The 24084-nt window shown below is 51.8% G+C and carries 17 protein-coding genes; 4 read left to right on the top strand and 13 right to left on the bottom strand.

What is annotated here, in order from left to right:
* The first annotated feature begins 128 nt into the window (after positions 1-128).
* A complete protein-coding gene (locus GZZ87_RS12985) occupies positions 129-2198 on the top strand; it encodes a histidine kinase (protein ID WP_162024935.1) in 2070 nt (689 codons plus the stop codon).
* Between the two features lie 39 nt (positions 2199-2237).
* Entirely contained in the window at positions 2238-2903 is a 666-nt protein-coding gene (locus tag GZZ87_RS12980; RefSeq protein ID WP_162024936.1) for a response regulator transcription factor, read from the top strand.
* Between the two features lie 16 nt (positions 2904-2919).
* Here the strand turns inward: GZZ87_RS12980 and GZZ87_RS12975 are convergent, their stop codons facing one another.
* From GZZ87_RS12975 to GZZ87_RS19770, 12 genes are all read right to left on the bottom strand, one after another.
* Positions 2920-6060: a ThuA domain-containing protein gene (locus tag GZZ87_RS12975; RefSeq protein WP_162024937.1), complete on the bottom strand. Its 3141-nt coding sequence runs from the start codon at positions 6058-6060 to the stop codon at positions 2920-2922.
* 35 nt (positions 6061-6095) lie between these two features.
* Positions 6096-7400 carry a Gfo/Idh/MocA family oxidoreductase gene (locus GZZ87_RS12970; RefSeq protein WP_162024938.1) on the bottom strand — a complete coding sequence of 435 codons (1305 nt, stop codon included), beginning with the start codon at positions 7398-7400 and terminating at the stop codon, positions 6096-6098.
* 265 nt (positions 7401-7665) lie between these two features.
* Positions 7666-8466 (bottom strand): hypothetical protein, encoded by an 801-nt coding sequence (locus tag GZZ87_RS12965; RefSeq protein ID WP_162024939.1) that lies wholly within the window; start codon positions 8464-8466, stop codon positions 7666-7668.
* Positions 8467-8617: 151 nt separating this feature from the next.
* A complete protein-coding gene (locus GZZ87_RS12960; RefSeq protein WP_348534058.1) occupies positions 8618-8953 on the bottom strand; it encodes a glycoside hydrolase family 95-like protein in 336 nt (111 codons plus the stop codon).
* A 315-nt stretch (positions 8954-9268) separates the two neighbouring features.
* The gene (locus tag GZZ87_RS12955) at positions 9269-11086 is read right to left on the bottom strand and encodes an arylsulfatase (protein ID WP_162024940.1); all 1818 of its coding nucleotides are present in this window, start codon (positions 11084-11086) and stop codon (positions 9269-9271) included.
* A 60-nt stretch (positions 11087-11146) separates the two neighbouring features.
* On the bottom strand, positions 11147-12421 hold the full coding sequence (locus tag GZZ87_RS12950) for an acetylxylan esterase (RefSeq protein ID WP_162024941.1): 1275 nt from the start codon (positions 12419-12421) through the stop codon (positions 11147-11149).
* A gap of 42 nt (positions 12422-12463) precedes the next feature.
* Entirely contained in the window at positions 12464-15517 is a 3054-nt protein-coding gene (locus tag GZZ87_RS12945; RefSeq protein WP_162024942.1) for a glycoside hydrolase family 95 protein, read from the bottom strand.
* Between the two features lie 7 nt (positions 15518-15524).
* On the bottom strand, positions 15525-17132 hold the full coding sequence (locus GZZ87_RS12940; protein ID WP_162024943.1) for a sulfatase-like hydrolase/transferase: 1608 nt from the start codon (positions 17130-17132) through the stop codon (positions 15525-15527).
* A 62-nt stretch (positions 17133-17194) separates the two neighbouring features.
* Positions 17195-19573, bottom strand: coding sequence for a glycoside hydrolase family 95 protein (locus tag GZZ87_RS12935; RefSeq protein WP_162024944.1), 2379 nt, complete (start codon positions 19571-19573; stop codon positions 17195-17197).
* A gap of 145 nt (positions 19574-19718) precedes the next feature.
* On the bottom strand, positions 19719-21008 hold the full coding sequence (locus GZZ87_RS12930) for a Gfo/Idh/MocA family oxidoreductase (protein WP_162024945.1): 1290 nt from the start codon (positions 21006-21008) through the stop codon (positions 19719-19721).
* Positions 21009-21138: 130 nt separating this feature from the next.
* Positions 21139-21384, bottom strand: a complete 246-nt coding sequence (locus GZZ87_RS12925; RefSeq protein WP_162024946.1) for a hypothetical protein — start codon at positions 21382-21384, stop codon at positions 21139-21141.
* A gap of 373 nt (positions 21385-21757) precedes the next feature.
* On the bottom strand, positions 21758-21907 hold the full coding sequence (locus GZZ87_RS19770; RefSeq protein WP_244652041.1) for a hypothetical protein: 150 nt from the start codon (positions 21905-21907) through the stop codon (positions 21758-21760).
* A 42-nt stretch (positions 21908-21949) separates the two neighbouring features.
* Between GZZ87_RS19770 and GZZ87_RS12920 the strand changes: the two genes are divergently transcribed.
* Positions 21950-22675 (top strand): endonuclease/exonuclease/phosphatase family protein, encoded by a 726-nt coding sequence (locus GZZ87_RS12920; RefSeq protein WP_244652042.1) that lies wholly within the window; start codon positions 21950-21952, stop codon positions 22673-22675.
* Entirely contained in the window at positions 22662-23033 is a 372-nt protein-coding gene (locus GZZ87_RS12915) for a DUF5329 domain-containing protein (protein ID WP_162024948.1), read from the top strand. Before GZZ87_RS12920 ends, GZZ87_RS12915 begins: the two co-directional genes overlap by 14 nt.
* 10 nt (positions 23034-23043) lie before the next feature.
* On the opposite strand, the gene xerD is transcribed toward GZZ87_RS12915, so the two are convergent.
* Positions 23044-23976 carry a site-specific tyrosine recombinase XerD gene (gene xerD, locus GZZ87_RS12910; RefSeq protein WP_162024949.1) on the bottom strand — a complete coding sequence of 311 codons (933 nt, stop codon included), beginning with the start codon at positions 23974-23976 and terminating at the stop codon, positions 23044-23046.
* Positions 23977-24084 lie beyond the last annotated feature (108 nt).

Raw genomic sequence — 24084 nt, 5'->3', positions numbered from 1 at the left:
TTACTTCCATAATATCACCGTTTATTTCGTTGAACACCCCTTATATACACTAGGGTCAGCCAGCGGACTACGTGCTATAATACATGTGAGAAACATCAGGCTTGGCAGATGTATCACATAATTTGATAATGAAAATTCACTCACGGGTTCGTATACATCAAGCAAACCAAATGATGACAGCACTCTGGTATATTATAACAAAGGCAGGCAAGACAGTCACCCGGCATACACATGACAAAGGGGTGTGCCTCTGCATCTTCATTGCGTTTGCGCAACTCATGTCGCCCCTATCGGCCATGCCTGCGGCAGCACTGGACGATCTCTCTACCGAACAACTGGAGACGCGGCTCGACACTATCGACGCGCAGCTGCTGACACTTGCAAGCTTCAACATGCAAACTGGCACCGGAGCGATTGGTTATCGCACCGCTCACATTACACAGGGTATCAATGAATGGATTCTGGTCGACCTCGAAGAGAACACCCAAATCGATCAAGTCGTTTTAGTCCCTTCGCTGGCGCGAGCTGGCGCATCAAAGGTTCAAGCGGATGCATTTCCTTTGGAGTTTAAGGTCGTGGTGGGACTGGCGGGCGATTCCACAGGCACCATGGTCGCCCACTATACTGCAGACGATCAACTCTTACCGCGCATCGCGCCGGTTGTCATCTCGTTTCCACCGATGGAAGCCGCTTGGATCAAGGTCGAAGCGCTCATTTGCACACAGCGCGTCTGGGATAACGTCGATTCCCTTCAACTGTCCGAAATTCTCATTTTCAGTGGTCAGGAAAATGTGGCCTTACACCGACCAACCAGAGCGAGTTCGAGCGCCGACAGCTATACGAATGGTTACCATCAATGCTACTTAGTCGATGGCTTAATGCCCTACCTGATGAGTTCGAACCAAGGAAAACAAAGCGTAGCCTTGTTAAGTGAACCGAACCCTGGAGAGAAACCCACGATCTATATCGATCTCCAATCCCCTCAGCCGCTGAATCAAATCAATCTGCACTCGATCGAGGTTAGCAACCAAATTCCACAATCCATTGATAGTGGTTTCGCCACGCCACGCGGAATTATTGTTGAAGGCGCGCTCAAAGCAGACTTCTCAGACGCCGTCCAACTGGTCGAATATCAGGTGAACTCCATCTTCGACCTAGGCTCCATCATGACTCGAAAATTTCCCACGACGACATGCCGCTATGTTCGGTTGATTTTAACGGAGCCTTTCCTCCAAGTTAAAAATAATCAAAAAGTCGGATTTGCTGAAATCGAGCTGCTCTACCAAGGGGAAAACGTCGCAGAGGGAAGCCCTGTTAGTAGCAATTTCAAGCCAGATAGCCAGACGCGTTCGGTCGATTCCTTGACCGACGGACGTAACTTCTATGGCAATATTTTGCCGCTGCGTGACTGGATCGAGCAACTCGCGCTACGCCATGAACTCCAGACCGAACGTCCCCGTGTCGAAACCGAACTCAAGCAGCGCCATGCTCGCCAAAAGACAAATTTCAACCGTCTGCTTTTATCATTCGCCGCACTGCTCGTAGGCACGATCATCATAATTCTAGTAAATCGGATATTCCGACAACGGGCGATTCATCAAACCCGTAAACACATCGCGGCAGACCTGCATGACGAACTCGGAGCCAACCTCCATGCCCTAGGTCTACTGAGCGACTTAACGCAAAAATCCAAAGACAAACCAGACAAACTAGACAAACTGTTACAACGGATACGGGGACTCACAGAGCGAACCGGAGCAGCCGCACGCTACTGCACCGATATGCTGGAAGCCAAAGAAATATACGAAGATGTGCCCGATCAAATGCGCCGTTCGTCCTCACGCATTCTGCAAGGCATCGATCACGAACTCACATTCGAAGGCGAAGCAGAACTACATAGACTGTCGCCCCGCAAACGAATCGACCTCTGCCTCTTCCATAAAGAATGCCTCACTAATATACTGCGTCACTCTGGAGCCACAAAAGCCACCACACGCTTAGTCGCGAACAAAAAGAATCTGGAGCTAGTCATCACCGATAATGGACAAGGACTCCACAGCTCACCAGAGAATCGCATCCCGAACTCAATCATGCGACGTAGTCAGCTACTCGGCTCAAAGATTCAAGTGGAAAAACCTCAAGATGGCGGCACACGCATCACTCTAAAATTTAACTTTAAACGTCTAGGCTTTCGATAGAAAAAAAGCGCAGTTCACCACAACACTCAAAAAAAAGACATGTCTACAATCATACGCGTCATGCTGGTCGAAGATAACCCTGAATTCCGGGACGTCATTCACTTATCCTTAGAAGATGAGACCGACATCGAACTGACCAGCGAATTCGGCAATGCAGAACTCGCCTTGCGCAGTCTCAATAGTTCTGCCCAGCGCAAAGTCCCAGACCTCATACTATTGGATTTAAACCTCCCCGGTATGAGCGGCCTAGAGGCACTACCCCACTTTAGGACGGCATTACCCGGCGCCAAGATCCTTATCCTCACGCAATCGGATGCCGAAGCCGACGTGCTTCGCGCTATCTCACTCGGAGCATCTGGCTATTTGCTCAAATCTGCAGCGCTACACGAAATCACCAATGGCATGCACAAAATAATGAAGGGCGGTGCTTCCCTCGATTCTGGAGTCGCTAAATTTATACTAAACACTCTGCAAAAGCAGCTCCCTCAAAACGATATCAAGAAGCTCCTGAGCAACCGTGAACTCGAAATTTTAACGCTTCTGAGTGAAGGCCTAGTCAAAAAGGAAATCGCAGCTCGCTTGCAAGTGACCTACAGCACGGTAGACAGCCACGTGGCGAATCTTTATAATAAACTCGAAGTAAAGAACGCTCCTGCCGCAGTCAACATGGGGCATCGGTTGGGACTTTTTACAGCAAAAAGCTAAACCTCAAGGACGATCATTACTTCTTTGCACCGCTGGGGCGCCCGTTGATTTTTAGTGCGTGGATTGACCAATAGGGTCCCTGTTTCGCAGTTTGCACGATCTTTACGTAGCGCCCGAAAGCATCACAGGTGATTACAGTCAGTGCAGTTCCTGTCCCGGTGGCAACCGGCGCACCAAATTCATTGCTCTGCTTCGATACGTAGAGTTCATACGTCCGGGGGAAATCACCAGCGGAGCCAGTCGTATCTAAGGTGACCGATTTGACCGCCTGTTCGTAGCCGAGATCCACCACGATCCACATAGGATCGGAATTAGACATCATGGCCTTACTCGTCCAGCGAGTTGTTGAGTCTAGATCGATCATTTTCTGATGCTCCTTAGCGCTGTCATTGAAATTCGAACTAAAGGTCCAATCTGCTTTGCTCAGCAGTTCGAGACTACCCGAAATAGCGGAAGCTGCAGCCTCAGCCACGTCGCCATTCGAATCCTTTAGATAAGCTGCCGCGAGTGCTTCCACTCCCGGATCCGGCAGACCCGCTAGCGTATCCAATATAACAATACGCTGATCGTTTGTTCGTGCCACTTGCAACAACCCGCTCAGTGCGGAAAGCTTTACCGACGGTGCCAATCGCTGATCATTTTTCAGCAACTGAGCATACCCGTTAAAGGCTGCGTCTTTAATCGCGGCGGTTCGACCGTTTTTGCACAGGAGAAGCAACGCCTGTTTCGACGCGTCGCTATCAAACTCAGCCAACGCTGGCACCACCACTAACTGCAACTCTGGACTGCCCGACTCTAGCTGGCTCAATAAATACGTTTCGGATACTGTCGAAGGAAACTTGCGAAGTATCTTAATGAAGCTGACCTTCCCTTCTGGCGTCGCGCGTTGGGCAGAGTCAATCAGGATCGAAGCCACTGCCGTATCATCATGTAAACGTCCACACAGCTTGGCGATACCACTACCGATTCTGGAATTTTCAGACTGCTCCAGAGCCAGTGCACACAAAGTCTCTAGTTCGGCTATAGTCCCACTCAGCACGACCACCTTCAAGGCAGCGTTGGCCACGGCTGCGTCATCCGAACGCAAGAGCGTTGCAGAAACCGCAGCGAGCACAGCCGTTCGACGGCCGTCTGCTACCTTCAACAGCGCCATCTGTTGATTTGACGCACCCAGTAGAAGCTGCTGCGCGATCGCCTCATCTGCACCCTCCGCTCGCAAATTAATGAGCGCCCCCTCGGCCGCTTTGGCGACATCAGGGTTAGAATCAGACAGCAACTCGGACAGCACTGCAACCTGCGAGACGCCATCCACAGCGCCCAGCATATCGATCGCTTCTAATTGTGTAGCGGGGTTCGCTATTAACTGTTCAAGCACTGGAAGCACCTGCGCATCACCGCGCCTTGCCAGTGTCTGGATCAGACAGATCGCGTCCCATTCAGATACCTCTACGGCTAGTGCACCCATTGCAACAGTCAATGCTTCGCTGTTCACATAGTGCGAAGCTGCAATGGCCGCCTGGCGCATTGCTGCATTGTCATCCGATAAGTATTGAAGGACGAGTGGTTCACCTGTCGCAGGATTTAAACGCACGAGACCAACCAATGCTGCCGCCCGAAGTGGAGTGTCAGTGTGGTTATTGATACAACGTTGATAGATCGGATACGCATTCGTAGGTGCGAGGCGGTTGGCGATATCGATCAGCGCGATAGCACGCGCCTCCGCAATGCCGGGTGCATTCGTAAGGCCGAGTAAACCATCCACTTGAGCCTGAGTGGCACAATGACCTAGTGCCCGAATCGCCGCAATGCGCTGCGTGTCCGCCCCTTGTGCTGCGAAGGTCATGAGCGGATCGGCAAAGGCTGCCCCACGTGCCCCCATGGCTTGGATCACTTTGATCCGGCTTTGCTCATTGAGTGAACTCCATGCCTGCTTCGAAAGCTGCATGAAGGTGTCGGCATCCGCATGCTGTGACAGAAACATCAAGGCAGGATGAGCCAGTGCGGTCTCGTTGAGAACACCTGCCACTGTTTCAAAAGATGCTGGCGTGGCGACTAACGAGAGTGCCTCAATCGCTGCCTGTCGGCTGGCATCGGTTGCCTGCTCGTTGCGGATCAAACGACTACACAGATCAGTCAGCTGTTGTTTTTCTTCGGCAGTGCGTGCATGACGCGCCATCGCAAAGAGTTTTAGCTTCGCTTCAAAAAAGAGCGGCCCCTTAAAGGCCTGAAGGCGAACGTAAAGCGGAATAGGCAAATCTTCGGCCTCAAGGTCGCCACTCACATATTGCAGACCACCTAGGTAATGCGTCTGCACACGAGTTTCCTTATAAACTGAGTCGTTATGACCAAAGGTCGTGTAAAACACCCGTCCCTGACCAAATTCACGAACATGGGAGACTGTGTAGTCCTGATCGCTGCGCTGCCGTTTTCGTTGCCCCTCCTGCTTCAGCTTGGAGGCGGTCTCCACATCTGAGAGATTCACACTGAGCAACACACGGACTTTGTCGCGGCTGAAGAACGGATCGCTCGATACATAAAGCTCGTCCTTAATACGAAAGGTCGCCTCGAAGTCTTCTGTCAGCGGGTGCTCGGTATCTTCGTTAATACAGCAATGCACCTGGCCTGCTCCCCAAGGGTGACCCGCGAAGCGAAAACCGATCATATCATTATAAGCGGCCCATCCGTGACTACCGGCGTCGGCTGCACCGTGAATGATCATCAGTCCCCCGCCCTGCTGGACGAAGTCAATGATCCCCTGGCGAATGGCCGGATCCGTGATATTTTTCTCCAACCCTGTGCAATTATTAAATATTAAGGCATCATACTGCTGTAACTTATCCGCGCTGTAGTCTTCCTGGCTGTCAGAGAAATCGAAGGTGTAGCCGTGATACTTTGACTGCACCTGCTCAAAGAACGCATTCCCCATCGGAGTCGACTTATGATAGTAGCCCATCGAGCGACTCATCACCAGTAGCTTGCGCGGCTTGATCGCCTGTGTTTGCAATGCCGACGGCATCGCGGCTGCGATTGCAGCTCGATCATTCTCGGCGAGCACCCGAACATCAGCCGGACTTTTTTGAGCGAGTAGGATGCCGGCCTGGCCGAACACGAGACAGCCAACTAGGAGTTGTTTAGCAATTGATTGCGATAAATTCATTTTAGAAAGATCCATTGAGTTCCCAGATATAAAGATCAGACCGCATACTGCGGACGCTTGGGTGGGTTGAGCAGGCGGTTGGCTGCTGCGCTATCGGTCAGGCCGGTCTTGTAATCGAATTTAAATGCCTCCCCGCATTGCTCGGCGATATTTCCCAGATGGCACACGACCGCACTCGATGCACCCACCACTTCATCGCAGATCGGCTTTTGGCGTGACTTAACGCAATCAACGAAATTCCGAGCATGACTGGTCGACTCGTAAACCGTCAGCTCATCTCCCCGTGTCGGTTCTAATTTCAAACGAGTTGGCTTCGTTTCGATGACACCCCGATTGACATAGATCGCGCCCTCATCGCCAATGAATTCTACGCCGCGACTCAGTCCGGTAAATACACTGCCAGACCCCTGATTGACGATTTGAACGCCATCGGCATAGCGATAGGTAAGTGCCTTCTGTTCGGGATTGGAAGAATTGGAAGGAATCACCTCAACCGGTGCATCGCCGTCGCGATTTAAGGCCCATTGGGCGATATCATACTGGTGAGCGCCCCAGTCGCACTGCACCCCGCCACCGAAATCACTATAAAAGCGCCAACCGGGCCAATCCTTATAATCGGCAGAGGTCGGCGCAATGAAGCTATTATACGGTTGCATCGTCGAAGGCCCTACCCAGCGATCCCAATTCATGGCATCCTGGTTTTCCTCACGCAGATCATACAAAAATTTGGGAGGCGCCCCCCCGGCAACATTGAGGGTATGGACATTACCAATACGACCATTGCGCACCATCTCGACTGCAAAGCGAAAATTCTGAGAGGATCGCTGCATCGAACCAGTCTGAAGCACTCGCCCATATTGCTTAACCGCAGAAGCCACATCGTAGGCCTCGCCGACCGTATGTGTCAGTGGCTTTTCACAGTAAACGTCCTTCCCCGCACGGCAGGCGGCAATCGTCATCGTGGCATGCCAGTGATCGGGTGTGGCGATGATCACGCCATCAATATCCGGGCGCGCCAACACTTCAAGAAAGTCATCATACAATGCGCCCCCTTCCCCCTGGTTCTGTCCACGATTCTTTTGATAGAAGGAGTCATAGAAATTCTTAAAGTCGTTTAGACGCGAACGTTCCACATCGGCACAGGCGACGATCTGCGCATCCGGAAGATAGCAGAAGACATTGCGCAAGTTACGCGCCATGTGTCCGCAACCGATATGAGCGAGCGTCACTCGATTACTGGGAGCCACCGCTCCATTGCGCCCAAAGACGGATGCCGGAAGAATGGTCGGAAAAACTGCAGCAGCTAAGCTCTTTTTTATAAAATCGCGTCTGTTAATCATAATTATAACTCCTCGCTGATGACATGTAAATCGGGTGTAACATTAGTGTATCAGCGTTCAATCAATTGACTATAGGGTATATACACGAGCGATGCGTTTTTATAGTGCCTGAGGTCGTAGGTGGCTTCCTAAGCCGACCACAGCTTTCACAAATCATGATCCGTGCCGGAATATGCTGAGATACGAAAAAACGCCCGGATTGCTCCGGACGTTTACCCCTAATATGAATCTGCCCCCGCAGATTCCCCTAAAATAATGAGACTACTCAGGCTTTGCGACGACGCATCATCACACTACCAAGCGCCAACAATCCAGCAAGCATTGCGCAAGCACTTGGCTCTGGAATCGCTGATATATTAGTGAGCGCAATCTGTGTATTTCCGTTATAACTGTAATCAACGTCAGCAGTGTAACCGCCAAGGATACTCACACTACCAAACGTGCCAGTTTCAGCCGTCGTCATAAACACGATCGTCGAACCATTTGCTCCGAGGTCATAACTACTCAAATCAAAGATCGCACTGGAGCCAGTGATTCTTGAAGTCGCCGCGTTAAAGTTGGTAACCCCGGTCGCATCGGCTACCCATGTAGTCGTCCAATTAGACGCAATATCTATTCTTACGTTAAACTCAGACGTCGAGATTGAAGATCCCGATTCAAGTATTAAATCATTGGCACCAATATGGCTAGTGGTTTCATTGAGCCTCCCCGCGTAATTCATTGAACTTCCCGATTTGAGGGTCAAAGCGGCTGCTATCCCATCGCGGCCACCTTCGAAAAAAACGAAGTTCCCTCCTGTTCTTGTCCACGTTTGACCTGAACCCAATTCAAATGAACCGTTATAGGTCATGTTCGTTGTGGCTACAATGCTATCAGCGCCACTGACTGGTGCAACACCACCAACCCAAGTCGCGTCTGCTGTAAATTGTCCATAATTTACATTTGCTTGTGTTTTTGTCACTGCGGTTGCAATAGAGCTGAAGCTACCTGTAAAAATGGCCGTAAGAGCCAACGCTCCGAAAACTTTTTTATATGATATTTTTTTCATCGTTATTTTTTGATCCATTGGGGGGTTAGTTATGGTAAAGAATGGCTCGGCATCGGAATGCCTTGTTACTTTAATTGAGTAACAACCATACTTTATCAGATATTAATGTATCGACTATAGTGCTTTTACACGTGCTCAGAATTGCACTTAAACTTAGTCGTCATGCTCACTATTCCCCGCTCCACTGGAAGCTCTCGCCTTTCGCGAGATCTGTTTCGAAGACCTGGGATCCATAACGTAGCTTAAGCGAGTTGCCATTGAGCGAGCGTATCCTCGCGGCGACTAGTTTTCCGTCCTTCCAGGCGATATCGACTTCAAATCCGCCGCGGGCGCGCAAGCCTTGCACCATCCCGGTCGGCCAGGCGCTCGGCAGCGCGGGGAGAAGATCGAGCTCACCCGCATGGCTCTGCAACCGCATTTCCGCGATGGCTGCGGTCGCCCCGGAATTTCCATCAATCTGGAAAGGATGATGTGCGTCGATAATTAACTTTAAGCCCGGCTTCACAAACACTCACTCCCATCCGGAAAGACAGGAATAACAGAAGCAACCGACAGCAAGTGATAGGTTTCACATTCAACATTGAATATTGCTGAGAGCCGGTAAAGCGCATCGGTTGCATAAAGAATCAAGGGGGTAATTTAAAATGCCATTAAACACGCTCGCGGACTTTCTGACAAATTTAGTTAATTGACTAATCAAATAGAGTTCTTGGGCTGAGTAAAAAGCGATGTCACTCGCCTTATACTTCGCTAACTAACCTTTAAGCTGACGCACGACTTTCAGATACTGATCATACAGGCTTAAACGACAATCGATGATCTACTTACGCTTTTTTTGTGGTGGCACACGACCGAAAGATGGATCGTAGATTGGCACACCCATACCTGCGGGTGTTTGCCAGCCTGGTTTCACTTTGTGAGTGACATAAGCGTAGTAAGGAGTTGCTGATTTTTTCGGTCCAATGAAAATTGGAGATAGCTCGGTAAGGCCTTTTTCGAGGTTGACTCTAAACGTAACTTCTTTGGCTCCCTCAGGAATCTCCTTAGTCACATCAATGTCACCAATTCGCATACGTGCCTGCGTGTAATTGAAGGCTTTGCCATAGGTGCCATCATTGATGCCCTTGTCGGCCTCAACGGGCCATCGGCGTAGTGAGATCTCATATTCACCAGCTTTCTCGACCTCAATCGCCCAATAGGATACTTCAGCGACACCACCAGAACGGATGTGCCCTTGATTCCAAGGCGGCAGTCGATTGATCAACCAGTCGTGAGAGGAAAGCATCACAATAGGCGATTCTTCCGAGCCGATGACCATATAGCTTGTCAAATCGTGTTCCTGTGAGACGTCCTCCCAGAATTTTTCGTATTCGGCGCGCATGCGATCGAAGACTTCAGGAAACTGCTTCGCCACGCTCTTCGCCTGCCTTGGATCGGACACCATGTTATAGAGTTCTTTTCCGTTAATTAAACGCCATTCATCTGTCATCACAGCCGACTTGCGCCACTTCTCTGGAGTCACTACACGTTGCGACTCGACCACGAGGGCACGCTCGGGCCATTCCTTGCCGTCTGAATAAAGTAAGTCACGCAGGCTAGATCCGTCGAAGTTGACCTTTGGAGCTTTGAGGCCAAGCAGGTCGATAAAAGTCGGCAGGATATCCAAGTGCGCGGTCAGATGCTCAACGGATTTGCCTGGCTCTATTTGACCAGCCGGCCAGCGCAAAATGAAAGGAACGCGATGCCCTCCATCATATTCCGAAGTTTTCTGCCCACGCATACCGCCATCATAACCGCGACCACCTTTGACCCCACCAGCTGTTCCGTTATCAGTCATGTAGATTAAGATGGTATTATCAGCCAAGCCTTCTTCTTCAAGTGTGGCCATCAGCTTAGCCATATTATCATCGATATTCGTGATCATGCCGTAGAATTCAGGGATCGAAACATCGGGGTTACCCTTGTAAGGATTAGAGTATTCCAATGGACTGTAGAACGGACTATGCGGCGCGTTTGTCGAAATATATGCAAAGAATGGCTCCTCTTTGTTTGCTTTGATAAACTCAATACCTTCGTCAAAGAAAACGTCTGTGCAAAAGCCCTCGAAGCGCTCTAGTTTCCCGTTTAACCAGTAGGTATCATCAAAGTAATCGTTGCCCCAATAGTCAGGCGCCTGGCCAACCCCACCTGCCTGATGCTTTAATACATACTGGAAACCACGGTCTTGTGGACGGTAAGGATACACATCTCCAAGGTGCCATTTGCCGAAGAGTCCGGTTGCGTAACCATTTTCAGTAAACACATCGGCCATAGTCACCTCACGTGTGCGCAACATATTACGCCCCTGCACCGTGTGCCAGACACCAACACGTGCAGAGTAGCGACCGGTCATCAAAGCCGAGCGTGTCGGCGCGCAAGTCGGATCGACATGAAAGTTATCGAGTAAGACACCTTCGCTACGCAGTTTATCGATGTTCGGCGTTTTAATGACGGGGTTACCCGTAAAGCCGAAGTCCCCGTAACCCTGATCATCTGTGATAACAATAATGACATTCGGCTTATCGTTTTTATCAGCAGAGGCAGACGGCAACAGAGTCGCTATAGCAGTGAGGGTGAGCAGAAATGATTTTAATTGCATGGGTATGTTGAGTAGAGGCTAAAGTGGTTATACGTTCGGATACATATTAAAGTTTAGATCCTACCGATCAGACGGAACTGGATTTGAGTGTATGACCTCCTGGTAGTCGGAACTTGCAACGACAGCACCAGCCCCAAGGTAGCCGCCGATGTTCGCTTTGGCCGTCGTATTCACAAACCATCCGGTCGCATCCACAGGAAGCTCCGCTGTAATCGTCCACATGCCAGAGGAGGGTCTTTCGACCATCGAAGTGACGTCGATTTCCGTCCAAGCAAGCGTGCCAACATTGCCTGTTCCTGTGACGTAAAGGAGCGACGCTGATTTCAATTTTCGGGTTGCTGCAAAAACCACCTCCACAGTCGAACCGTTCAGCTTTAAACTCTGCTGCACACACCAACCAGTTCCATGACTAAGGATGTCGTCGGCAAAATCATAGCTCTCGGGCCGGAGCCACATCTTGCCGTGCCCATGCCCCATCCCTGAAACCAGCGATACCATCCGAGGTCCTGATGCGGCTCGATATGAATCAGCAAAACTATCCATTGGGAAAATTTTTTCCTGCGGCGAGGAGAACCACAACACGGGTAAGGTGGCATTCTTCAGGCGCAATACAGGATCCCACACCGTTCTATACATTTTGTTATTCTTGAGTATGGGTCCCCAATGACTTGATGCATCAAACATGTGACCGCACCCGTAGGTCGGAATGGCAAAAGCAAAACGGTTATCAATGCCGATGACGGTGGAAGTGATCACTCCACCCCACGAAACGCCCGTAAGACCCACTTTATCGGCATCAACTTCCGGCAAAGAACGTAGCAGCGAATTGGCTAGAATAGCGTTGGCCGTAGCATGATACATGAACTGACCCTCAATGGGTTTATTCTTATCGGCATAGATTCTGTCGTGCGGTGGGCCACTCCATTCATGTCTGACTTTTTTCTTTGTTTCCGGGTCTACGATATTCCCTCCGGTATCCATGCTGATGGCCGCATAGCCACGTCTATTCCACTTCTGAACCCAGGCAGAAAATGCGGTGCCGCCACCGCCATGTAAACACACCACGGCGGGCACTGGTTTCTCTTCGCTGGCTCCGGCAGGCATACCAATATAAGCCCAAGCACGCGTAGCTTTACCGTTGTAGTCCTGCCCCTCATACATAATCGACTGGATCGACCCCACACAATCGACTTCGGTCGCTTCGCCACTGGTTGTGTAGACGGCTGGTGCGCTCGTTAGGCCGCCGAGCGCCATAACCTTTTCGAGATCAGTTAGCTCTTTCGCCTGCGCGCCTAACGCCAAGAGGATAAAAATAGCAATTGAGTCTTTTTTCATAGTCGTCTCCGAGTAAGATTCGTGTGATTATCTCGGATAGATCTACTTGCTGTAGCCATCCCAACTAAACGAGGCTCCTTTCGCCAAAGCCATATCCATGGTCACATTCCCATAACGCAGTTTCAGCGGGTTGCCATTAAGCGAGCGTATCCTCGCGGCGACTAGTTTTCCGTCCTTCCAGGCGATATCGACTTCAAATCCTCCACGGGCGCGTAAGCCTTGCACCATCCCGGTCGGCCAGGCGCTCGGCAGTGCGGGGAGAAGGTCGAGCTCACCCGCATGGCTCTGCAATAGCATTTCCGCGATGGCTGCGGTCGCCCCGAAATTTCCATCAATCTGGAAAGGAGGATGTGCGTCGAAGAGATTCGGGTAGGTCTTGTCTTTGAGAAGATTATTTAACAAAAGGTGAGCGCGATTGCCGTCGTGAAGGCGTGTCCACATGTTAATCTTCCAAGCGAGCCCCCATCCGGTGCCACGATCCCCTCGCCTATCGAGCACCTTGCGGGCAGATTCCAACAACTCAGGCGTGGATTTGTTGATCATATTCCCGGGATGCAGACCGAAGAGATGCGAGGTGTGCCGATGATGTGGTTCGACTTCCTCATAATCCTCTACCCATTCAAGGATGCGGCCTGATTGCGGACTGATGCGCACAGGGGGCAAGCGGAGCAGTGCGGATTCGCATTCCTGACGGAATTCTGTGTCGACGTTGAGCGTCTCGCTGGCGGCGATGCAATTTTCGAGCAACTCATGAATCACCATTGTATCCATTGTCGCGCCGTAGGTGAACAACGCCTTGGAGCCGTCGGGCAAGAGGAAGCTGTTTTCGGGAGAATGTGAGGGGTTAGTCACTAACTTACCCGCGAACGGGGTGCCTGCCGGCGCTTCGACAAGGAAATCCAGAATAAAGCGGGCGGAGCCTTTCATGAGCGGCCAACCGCGCTCGGCGAGGAATTCCTGATCGTTGGTAAATGTATAGTGATCCCAAAGATGGCGGGACAACCAAGCGGCGCCCATCGGCCAGACGCCGTGAACACCGTCAGCAGGTGCCGCAAATCCCCATGGGTTGGTGAGGTGATGAAGCACCCAGCCGCGTGCGCCGTATTGGACTCTGGCCACTTCTCCACCGGAGGCGACTAGGCTGTCCATCAAGTCGAACAGCGGCGTGTGAAACTCCGAAAGATTGGTGGTCTCCGCCGGCCAGTAGTTCATCTGCAAGTTAATGTTGCTGTGGAAGTCGGCGTTCCATGGTGTTTTCATCTGCCAGGCCCAAATACCTTGAAGATTAGCGGGTAAAGTGCCGGGGCGCGAAGAGCTGATGAGCAGGTAACGACCGAACTGGAAATAGAGCGCTTCGAGTCCTGGATCCGCCGTGCCTGCTTTTTTGAGCGCGCGCAGACGCTCGTCAGTGGGCAGGAGAGCCGCGGCGCTGTTGTCCGAATTGAGCGTCAGGCTGACGCGATTAAAGTATTGCTGGTAGTCGCTGACATGCGCGTCCTTTAATTCCTGATAAGACAGGGCTTGAGCATTCGCGATGGCCGTGGCGCAGTCCGCTTTGGGATTACCCTCCGGCAGATAGCTTTTGCCGCTTATATCCTCGGCGAGCAACTCGCCGATCGCTTTGAGACCGGGATAACCTGTGGCACCTGTAATATAGACCGTGGCGGTGGTCGCTTCGTCGATGGTAAGGATGCCATCCGTATTCGTAATCGAGCCTCCTTCTGCGACAGCCGAAACCTGTGCGGCAAAACGCAGGCCGCGCTGCACGCCCGCTTCGTCCTTACGGTCAATTTGGCCATCCAGCACGATGGCATGAGGGTCATCGGCGGCGATGCACGTGGCATCTTTCTCACGCTTCAAGGTCATCTTCAGGGACAGCGCGCCCGGGCGGCTGGCAGTGAAGCGCACTGCGATCACGTTGGCAGGCGCGGAAGCAAAGGCCTCGCGGGTGTAGGTGACGCCCTCGCTTTCGTAGGATACACGGGTGACGGCGGTGCCGAGATTCAACGAACGCTGGTAATTGCTAGCACCTGCAAGTCCGGGCGCATCAATTAATAATTCACCGAGTGCTTGGTAAGGCTTCACGCCAGACGGCTGCCCCATCATAGTTCTAGATGCGAGTTTTGCGGCGGCTTCGTTCTGACCTTCGAACAACAAGCGGCGAATTTCCGGCAGCGCTTCCAGCGACTTCGGGTTACTGGGATTCAAGGGATAACCATCCCACAGGCTACTCTCATTGAGCTGTATGCGCTCGTCAGCGACACCGCCGAATACCATGGCGCCGAGTCGGCCATTGCCTAAAGCCAGCGCTTCTTCCCAGATCTTCGCGGGCTGGCGATACCAAAGTAGGTTTCGCGTATCCGCAGGAGCAGCGGCGAGCTCCGCTTGGTCTAACGGAGCACGATCACGCCATGTGGCACGAATCGCGGTGCGCTCAGTTGCGATAGGCACCGGAGCCTCTGTAAGCTTGTAAATTACGCGTGGCTGACCGGCGATCTCTGGCACACCAAAGAGCTCCACTTCACCATATTGAACACCCGTGCGATTACCGCCGCGTGTCTTCGTAACAATGACGCGATAGTTCTTATAGGCCGTAGCATTTTCAATCGGAATAGTTTGCCCCCAGCTCTGGCGTCCCTGCTGACTTCCCAAGCCGCTCGGTCCTTCGTAAATGAGCGAAAACTCGGCGGCGCCCAGATGGAACGCTTCTGCGGAATTGGAGCCTTCGATGGTGATCCTTAGTGGATCACGTTCCGTCTTGTCGTTGCCCGTGGCAAATCGAATGCCGGTGACAATGCTGGCACCGATACCAGGTGATACCACAAAACCTGCCTGCTTCCCTTTGTTGAAATGTTTCGAACCGATATTCCCGTCGAACACTTTACTGACCTGTTCATGCTCGCTGTTGTCATCTGCACCAATGAGCACATTGGGGCCGCCTTTGACCGTGTCTTTGATTGCGACGGCAATATCCTTTGGGACTAGGATATTTTGCGCGGGTGCATTGGCATGAGCCAACGTAGGAAGGCCAAGTCCGGCGCAAAGGAAAGCCGTGCCAGCGAGTGTCTTTAGAAAGCGTGGGGTGAGTAACATCATTTGTATTTTATTTAACGGATTCGCGAAAACCTTGCAGTTCCTTTCGCATCGCTTCAACCACTTCGGGATAGTCATGGTAGAGATTATGAGTCTGGTTTACATCCGCTTCCAGATCGTAGAGTTGTGCGGGCGGCGCACCAGCCTTGATTTCGCCGTCGACAACATCGCTGTTCGGATGCCCAGTAAACGAAGCGGCCGCAGCCCCGCCAAAGTCGTGGGCACCCGGATTGGTGCCATTAAATCCGCCGGATCCCTGTTCAGGAATGTATATCCACTTTCCTTTTCGAAGCGACAAATGCGACGACTTAACGGCGGCAAGCACGAGCTCTTCACGAACTGGTTTCTGCGGATTTCCAACCAGGGCCGGCAACATATTCACACTGTCAACAGGATCAATCGTCTGTCCGGTGATTGCGGCAAATGTAGCCATCATGTCGATACTGCAGATTAGCTGATCCGACACGGTTCCAGCGGGGATTTTTCCGGGCCAGCTGGCAATAAACGGAACGCGATGTCCCCCCTCCCAACCGCCGAACTTGAACCCAAGCAAATCGCCATTGATTTGGTGTCCGTCTTTAAACGCGTTTTGTGCCGCAATATTAAACATGCCGCCATTATCGCTGGTGAAAATGACGAGCGTGTTGTCACTCAGCCCGTTCTCTTCCAGACAGCGCATCAACTCACCCACCATCCAGTCCAATTCATGAATAAAATCACCATATAGTCCACATTGGCTGGTTCCTTTAAAGCGCGGTGCTGGGGTGAACGGGTGATGAATATTGGTTGTATTAAACAGTAGGAAAAACGGTTTCTTCTCCTGCCCTGAGCCTGCCTGCCCTGAGCCTGTCGAGGTGGTCGAAGGGTTATTCGCTTCAATCCACCCTACCGCTTGTTCAGTCAGCCGTGTTCCTACCATTTCGTCATCATACAGTTCGTGCGCTTTCACAGCACCTCTGAACCTGTTTCCGCCTTTCGTGGATGCCTCCTTTGGGAATCTGCGTATAGGTGTCGGGGTCTCGCCTTTTTTGAGGAGGACAAGCGGATCTTCGGGGTCGTATCCCACGATCATATTGTTTTCCACAAAAACATACGGCGGGTTACAGTTCACGCGGGGAATACCCCAATAGTAATCAAACCCGAGCTCATTGGGACCAGATCCGAGCGGCATGCTCCAATCGTTTTTATCCTGATCACCCCAGCCCAAATGCCACTTCCCAAAACAGGAGGTGGTGTAGCCCTCAGCCTGAAAAAGCTTACCGATCGTAAAGGTATCAGTGGGGATCAACAGCCCAACATCATACCGTAACGGCCCCCAAGTGCCACGCCCGTTATTTGCTCGAAAGGGATACTCCCCCGTCAGTAACGCATACCGGGACGGCGTGCAGACGGCCGACGCCGAATGGGCATCCGTAAACCGACGACCTCCTTCCGCCAGCCTGTCGATATTTGGCGTCTGCACCAAGCTAGCACCATAGCACCCCACATCCCCGTAACCGAGATCATCGGTGAAAATCAAAACCACATTTGGTTTTTGACTCGCTGCGGTTTCGGCAAAGACATTGACCGCGAACGAAAGCAGAGTCGCGGCTAACAAGAGGGTTCTATGTGTTTTCATTGGTGTGTTTTTATTAAACCTGACCTGCTTCACTTTTTGTAGCCTTTTCCCGCGCGCGGTCACTATTCCCCGCTCCAAGTGAATGACGCGCCTTTCGCCAGATCTTTTTCGAAAGTCTTGGATCCATAACGTAGTTTCAGCGGTTTACCGTTGAGCGATCGTATGGTGGCTTCCGTTAACTGTCCGTCCTTCCAGGCGATATCGACCTCGAAGCCGCCGCGGGCTCGTAAGCCTTTGACGTAGCCGGTCGGCCATGCCTTGGGCAGCGCAGGTAGAAACTCGATTTCGCCAGCGTGGCTTTGCACGAGCATCTCAGCAATCGCAGCGGTGCCGCCGAAGTTGCCATCGATCTGGAAGGGCGCATGGGTATCTAACAGATTATCCAAGGTCCCCTGAGTCAATAGAGTGCGTAGTAGCGTGTGAGCGCGTTCACCATCGTGGAAGCGTGCCCAGAAATTTGTCTTCCAGCCCATGCTCCAACCAGTGCTCTTATCTCCGCGCGCTTCAAGCGACTTGCGTGCGGCCTCAAAGAATTCGGGGGTGTCGTTCTTATTGATCTGATTACTGGGATGTAAGCCATAGAGATGCGAAACGTGACGGTGCTTAGGCTGCTGCTCGTCATAATCTTCGACCCATTCCATGAGGCGGCCCGTTTTCTCACTGATCTGCATGGGTGCGAGTTGCGCTAAAGCGATTTCAATTTCTGCACGAAACTCTGGATCGAAGTCGCCATTGGGGCCGAGGATGAGATTGGCCTCCAGCAAGTTGGTGAACAGACCATGGATAACTTGCAGATCCATCGTCGACGCATAGGTAAACAATGACACGGAGCCATCCTCTTTAATAAAACTATTCTCTGGTGAGTGCGATGGATTCGTCACAAGTCGACCTGCAACAGGTGTGCCTTCAGGCGCTTCTACAAGAAAATCGAGAACAAACTCAGCAGAGCTTTTCATGATGGGATAGGCGCGCTCACGTAGAAACACTTCGTCGCCGGTAAACCAATAATACTCCATAAATTGGCGCACAGTCCAAGCGGCTCCCATTGGCCAAACACCATGCACACCATCAGCAGGCGTGGTCTTACCATAAATATCAGAGAGGTGATGCACGACCCAGCCGTCAGCACCGTAATGCAGCTCTGCGGTTTTCTCCCCGTAAGGCACTAGGCTTTCGATATAATCGAAATATGGGAGATGACACTCGGCGAGGTTGGCGACTTGCGCTGGCCAGTAGTTCATCTGAAAGTTAATGTTCAAATGATAGTCACTATTCCATGGTGCTTGGTAATGTTGGCACCACTTGCCCTGCAAATTCGCAGGCAAAGATCCCGGCCGTGAACTGCCCATCAGGAGATAGCGTCCATATTGGAAATACAGCGCCTCAAGCTGCGGATCCTCTGCTCCGGCCTTCATCGCCTTCAGGCGTTCGTCGGTGGGCAAGTTCGGCGCTTTGTTGCTGCCGAGGTCGAGCTGAACACGATTGAATAAGGCTTGGTGTGATTGGAGGTGATCCGCGAGAATCGCACCGTAAGGCTTCTGCGAAGCTGGCAGGAGAAAGGCGTCACAGCGCTTTGTGGCGTCTGCCGAATAGTCTTCGGCGCTGACATAGCTGGTCGCACCTGTCAGTAAAAGTGTGACTTCGTCGGCATTGCGAACGATCAACTGGCCATCTTCAGTTTTTACGCTACCACCCTGAACCCTAGGGATTAGCTGCGCCTCATAATTGATCGCTTGGAGTTTGCCGCGCATGACGAGCGTGTTACCCTGCCCTTCACTCATGGTGGCATGCTTGCGTTCAAAGCGTGCGGCGAAGTTGATTTGACTCGGGCGATCGGCTGTAAGGCGAATGACAATCACTTGATCCGGCTCACTGACAAAGACATCGCGAGTAAAAGTGGTGCCTTCACTTTGGTAGGTGGTGCGTGCAATGCCCGTGGTCAGGTCAAGCTGACGACGATACTTCGCCACTTCACCTGGCTTAGAGAACTCCAGAAAGAGATCACCCAAAGTCTGGTAGGATCTCACCCGGGCCGGAATGCCCATCATGGTGCTGGCTGCGAGGTTTTTAGCCTCCTCATTTTCACCTTCGAAAAGCAAGCGCTGAACCTTTGGTAAGGCCTCTAAGGCTTTCGGATTATGGCGGTCGATATATTTCCCTTCCCACACCGTTTCCTCGTTAAACTGTATGCGTTCACGATCGACGCCTCCAAAAACCATCGCTGCCATGCGGCCATTGCCGACTGGCAGCGCGTTATTTTCCCACTTCGCGGCAGGCTCATCATACCAAAGTGCCAGCGACTCCTCTGGCGCGGAGGCTTTGCTCGTGAAATTGAGGTCGACCGTGGGGTTGAGTGGTTCAGGAACGGGTGCTCTGGCTCCGCTGATGGATTGGGAGACGAGGACTCCGATCGATAAAGATGTGAGGACTGCTTTAATCATAATGGTAATAATATATAGTCGCGCTAACAGTGAGCGTGACCAGAGGGGATTTCTTGATCACATAATCTGTGATCAACATTCAGTTATTGCACTGAAACGGAGTGATACATTTCAGCTTCAAACGACGGCCACCTGGCTCCGAACCTTAGCTCGGTAGTTCATAGCCCTTGCGACGTGGGCGAGTCTGCATCGATTGGGCTTCTGGATCGCCAAGAATCTGCTGTGCTACAGGATCCCATTTAATCGGACGAACAAGACGTTCGGCGATCACAGCGAGCTGACAGATACTACCGGAACGGTGCCCCACAGAGGCCGGACAAATCGTCGGCTCACGGGACTTCACGCAATCGATAAAGTTCTGACGGTGATTCTTTGACTCGTAGAGTTTAATATCGTCATCGGTAACGCGGTAGCGGACGAGTTCCTTCGGCAGTGTGGCAATCTTGCCGCGACTGACATGGACTTCCCCCTCTGTTCCGATGAAGCGAATCATGTGCCCATGATTCGGCGCCTTATCGCGCCATACCGTAATGCCATCGGCATAACGATAGTGATGGTGCTTAGCACCGTTGTATCCCATGGGGATAAACTCGACAGGGCCAGTATCATCACGACCAAGCGCCCATTGAACGATGTCGAAGTGGTGCGCACCCCAGTCACCGAACTTGCGATTGCCATAGTCCCAGTAACAGCGCCAACCACCACCGTAAGCCGATTCAACGCGTTCATCGGTGTATTCATAGAAAGGTGTCGGGCCGAGCCAGCGTTCATAATCGAACCCCTCCGGAACGGGCTTTACTTGAGGGTTTTCAGGCGGTTGAGGTATTCTTCCGAGTCTTACGTAAATCTCTTTGACTTCACCAATCAGCCCATTCCTTACCAAGTTCGCTGCGATACGGAAGTGAGCCGACGAGCGTTGCTGAGAGCCGACTTGCAGAATGCGACCATACTTCTGCTCCGCAGCGAGCACCGCTTTGCCTTCTTCGAGAGTCAGAGTCATCGGTTTCTCCACGTAGACATCCTTACCCGCTTTCATCGCTTCAATCGCGATTGCCGCGTGCCAATGATCGGGCGTGGCAATACACACCACATCTACGTCAGGGTTCTGTAAGACCTCCTCGTAGTTGTTGGTGCCAAGGACGGAGCTCGCGCCCTTATTGGATAAGGTCTTGAGCGCCGCATCCACCTTGGACTGGCGAACATCACATGCAGCGACTGCCTGTAACTCCTTCATTGCGGAGAAGGATCTTAAATGCCCTTGGGCAATGAGACCAGTGCCGATGAAACCGATACCCATTCGCGAACTGGCGGCGGCTTTTGAGCCATTTCCCAACGTTTCAGCTCGGAGAATCATCGGAGCTCCGAGTATCGCACCCGCAGCAATGGCAGATTTTTTAAGGAAGGAACGACGGGGTGATTTATTGTGTAGTTTCATGAGGTATGATATTTGTGGGCACAGCTAATTATGTGTCCCTAGTATACAAGACTTATTAAATCTACCAATCGTGCGTTTACCCGAGGTCTGTGCTTTTCTTTTTTTTACGGATTCGGGGCCGAGGCTTAGTTTACTGCAGCACTAACTTACGCATAGCGGTTCGATCGCGGAATAGTAAAATCAATGACGACACCACTAACACTGTTAAAGGAGAAACCGTCACTTGGGATAAGCCGAAGTCTTCGTCAAGCATCGCAACAACTTGCGACGCCACCCTCTCGCAGCCGGCTTTGTAACGCACGACCACGTCACGCTGGGCGTAGCCTTGAATCAAGTTCCACACCTCACAGGCTGAATGAGTAGTAACAACTGCCAATACCTTAAGCTGCGAGTGGACCGAAGATGTGTGGGATAAAAATCGGTATTATCGTCGATTCGCGGGATGGCTATTGGTGCACACAGCGCACTAGGGAATATCTGATTAAAAATGGTGGTGCATGCGTCGCCTGCTTTTTTATAACCATGTGCTGGTCGAATGACAGGCAAGCATGGCTTCGACCACGTAAAACAGGCTCTCTCCGAGATGCCCGTGCCACAACGCAATTGAGCTTCGTTCCGCCTCAGTAATTCACTGCCCCGCGAGTCCGCTCCCCGCCATCGACGATGAACCTAAAAAACGGTGTCATCAACTAGCTGATCTTATGTGTCAACAAATGCGATTGGCATGGAACTTTCCCGCGATATAAAGGTCAGTGCAAGGTTGCGTCGTAGGTTTCTGGCGCTAAATAATCGCCCCTCACATGCACTTTCACCAGCCATTCAATGTAATTCGACTCACCATCGCGTGCCTGCTTGCCGTTGTCGCACTGCATGGTGCCCCAGATCGGCTGTCGAACCATGATGCGCCGATCTTCTTTTCTGTAGAGGAGTGCATTCGCAGCATGAGCCTCCAGACCGTGACAGCGCCCTCTCACCATGAGTTGAAGGACGAATTCGAGCTAATTTGCTGGAATATCGAGAAAGGCAGCAATCCAGGTTGGAAGCAGGAACTCAAGGCAATGGCGGCGAATACACAGCTTGTGTTGCTACAGGAGGCGATCTTCGTCGAAGAAATGAAGCAACCACGAGAAAAACCCCTATTTTGGTCGTTTGCTCCCGGTTACGAAACCAATAAGCACAGCAGTGGCGTCATGACCGTCAGCCGTGTGCCACCGAGCTTTTTTTGTTCGCTTGAAGCGACAGAGCCTTGGTTGCGTTCCCCTAAAAAAACAAGCATCGTGCAATTTCCACTAGGGCAGGACGGCAACTCGCTGCTGCTGGTCAATATGCATGCGATCAACTTCACCTTCGGCACCAAAGCATTCACCAAGCAACTCGACGAGGTCGGCCGTATTTTAGAAGCACATAGTGGCCCGATCGTCTTTTCTGGTGATCTGAATACATGGAGGCAGGCGCGCAAAGACGTGCTGCTGCCGTTTACCTCAAAATTCAACCTCACGGAGGTTGGTTTCGAGCCAGATCACCGCAGTCATAAAATGGGTCATCCCGTCGACTATATCTTCACCCGTGGCCTTGAAGTGAAACAATCCCGCGTGGTTGAAGTCGATACCTCTGATCACAACCCGCTAATCGTAACACTCGCACTTTCTACCAATGAATCGATTTAAAACACTCCTCGCCATCGTCCTTCTCTCTCTGAGCCTCGGGAACTGGCTCAACGCCGCCAAGCCGAGTGCGGCTGCGGCTCAAGAGATTCAGCAGCTCATTGAAGCGGTTGAGCAGAGCGGATGCACCTTTGAGCGCAATGGTAAAACTTACACCGCCCAGGAAGGTGCCGATCACATGCGTCTAAAGCTCAAACGTGGAGGTAAATACGCCGACACCACCGAGCACTTCATTACACGCCTTGCCAGTAAAAGCTCATGGTCTGGCAAACCTTACCATATTATTGAGCCCAATGGCGATCAGCGCACCATGCAAGTCTGGCTAGAAGCCCAGCTTGTGCTGATTCGTAAGACACAATAAGTGCTCTCCTTCACCCGTCTTTAGATCGAGGATGATAGAGTGCGTGCTCATCCGCTAAGCGAGCGGATTGAACCGAGGTGTAAATCTGCGTAGTCGAGATATCTGAGTGTCCCAGCATTTCTTGGATAGCCCGGAGATCGGCTCCGCCTTCAAGCAAATGGGTGGCAAAGGAGTGGCGTAATAAGTGCGGTTTGATCGGTTTCTTGATACCGGCCTTGGCTGCACATTGCTTAATCATTACCCACACCATCTTACGTGAGATGGCTTTGCCCTGCTGACTGAGGAAGAGCTCGCTCCCCGTCTTCGCCTTCACAAAATGTGGCCGCGCCCCTGCCAAATAATCACGCACCGCAGTGACTGCAGCACTGCCAATGGGGGCAATACGCTCTTTGGATCCTTTGCCGAAAACACGCACATAACCGTCGTCGAGGTTGATCGCTTGTAGTAAAATGCCGCAAAGCTCCGAGACGCGTAGGCCGCTACTATAGAATAGCTCCAGAATGGCGCGGTCACGCAAACCGTGCGGCGTAGACGCTGGTGGCGCTTCTAACAGGCGCTTCAACTCATCGTGCGTGAGCACTTCGGGCAGCTTGCGCGATAGCTTCGGTGCTGAAACTAACTCGGTAAAGTCATCTTTGCGAACGCCTTCACGCACGAGGTGACGTGCCAGCATTCGGATTGCAGACAACTTGCGCGCCTGACTACTGCGTGCGTATTGAGCTTCGCTCAAATGCACAGTCCAAGCGCTCACTGCGCCTTCATTGACTGCGCCCCAGTCAGCGACACCTTGTTGCAGCAAAAAGTGTGTATATTGCGCCAAGTCGCGCGCATACGCCGAAATCGTGTTCGTTGAGAGCCCACGCTCCAATTCCAGCCAAGCCAGAAAGCTCTCGACGGGCTCAACAAACGCTTCGGGTATCGTGGATAGAGGATCAGTTGGCATTCTTAAGTAGATTGACGCACGGTAAGCTAGACTGGCAAGCCTCGCTTACTGCAGAGAAAACAATAGACAATTATAGCATTCCATTTCAGGCATGAATCCTTGATAATT

It is taken from the genome of Lentimonas sp. CC4 (genome assembly GCF_902728235.1).
Taxonomy (GTDB): Bacteria; Verrucomicrobiota; Verrucomicrobiia; order Opitutales; family Coraliomargaritaceae; genus Lentimonas.
Note: the sequence above shows the minus strand (reverse complement) of the source record. Positions and strands in the feature narration are given on the sequence as shown.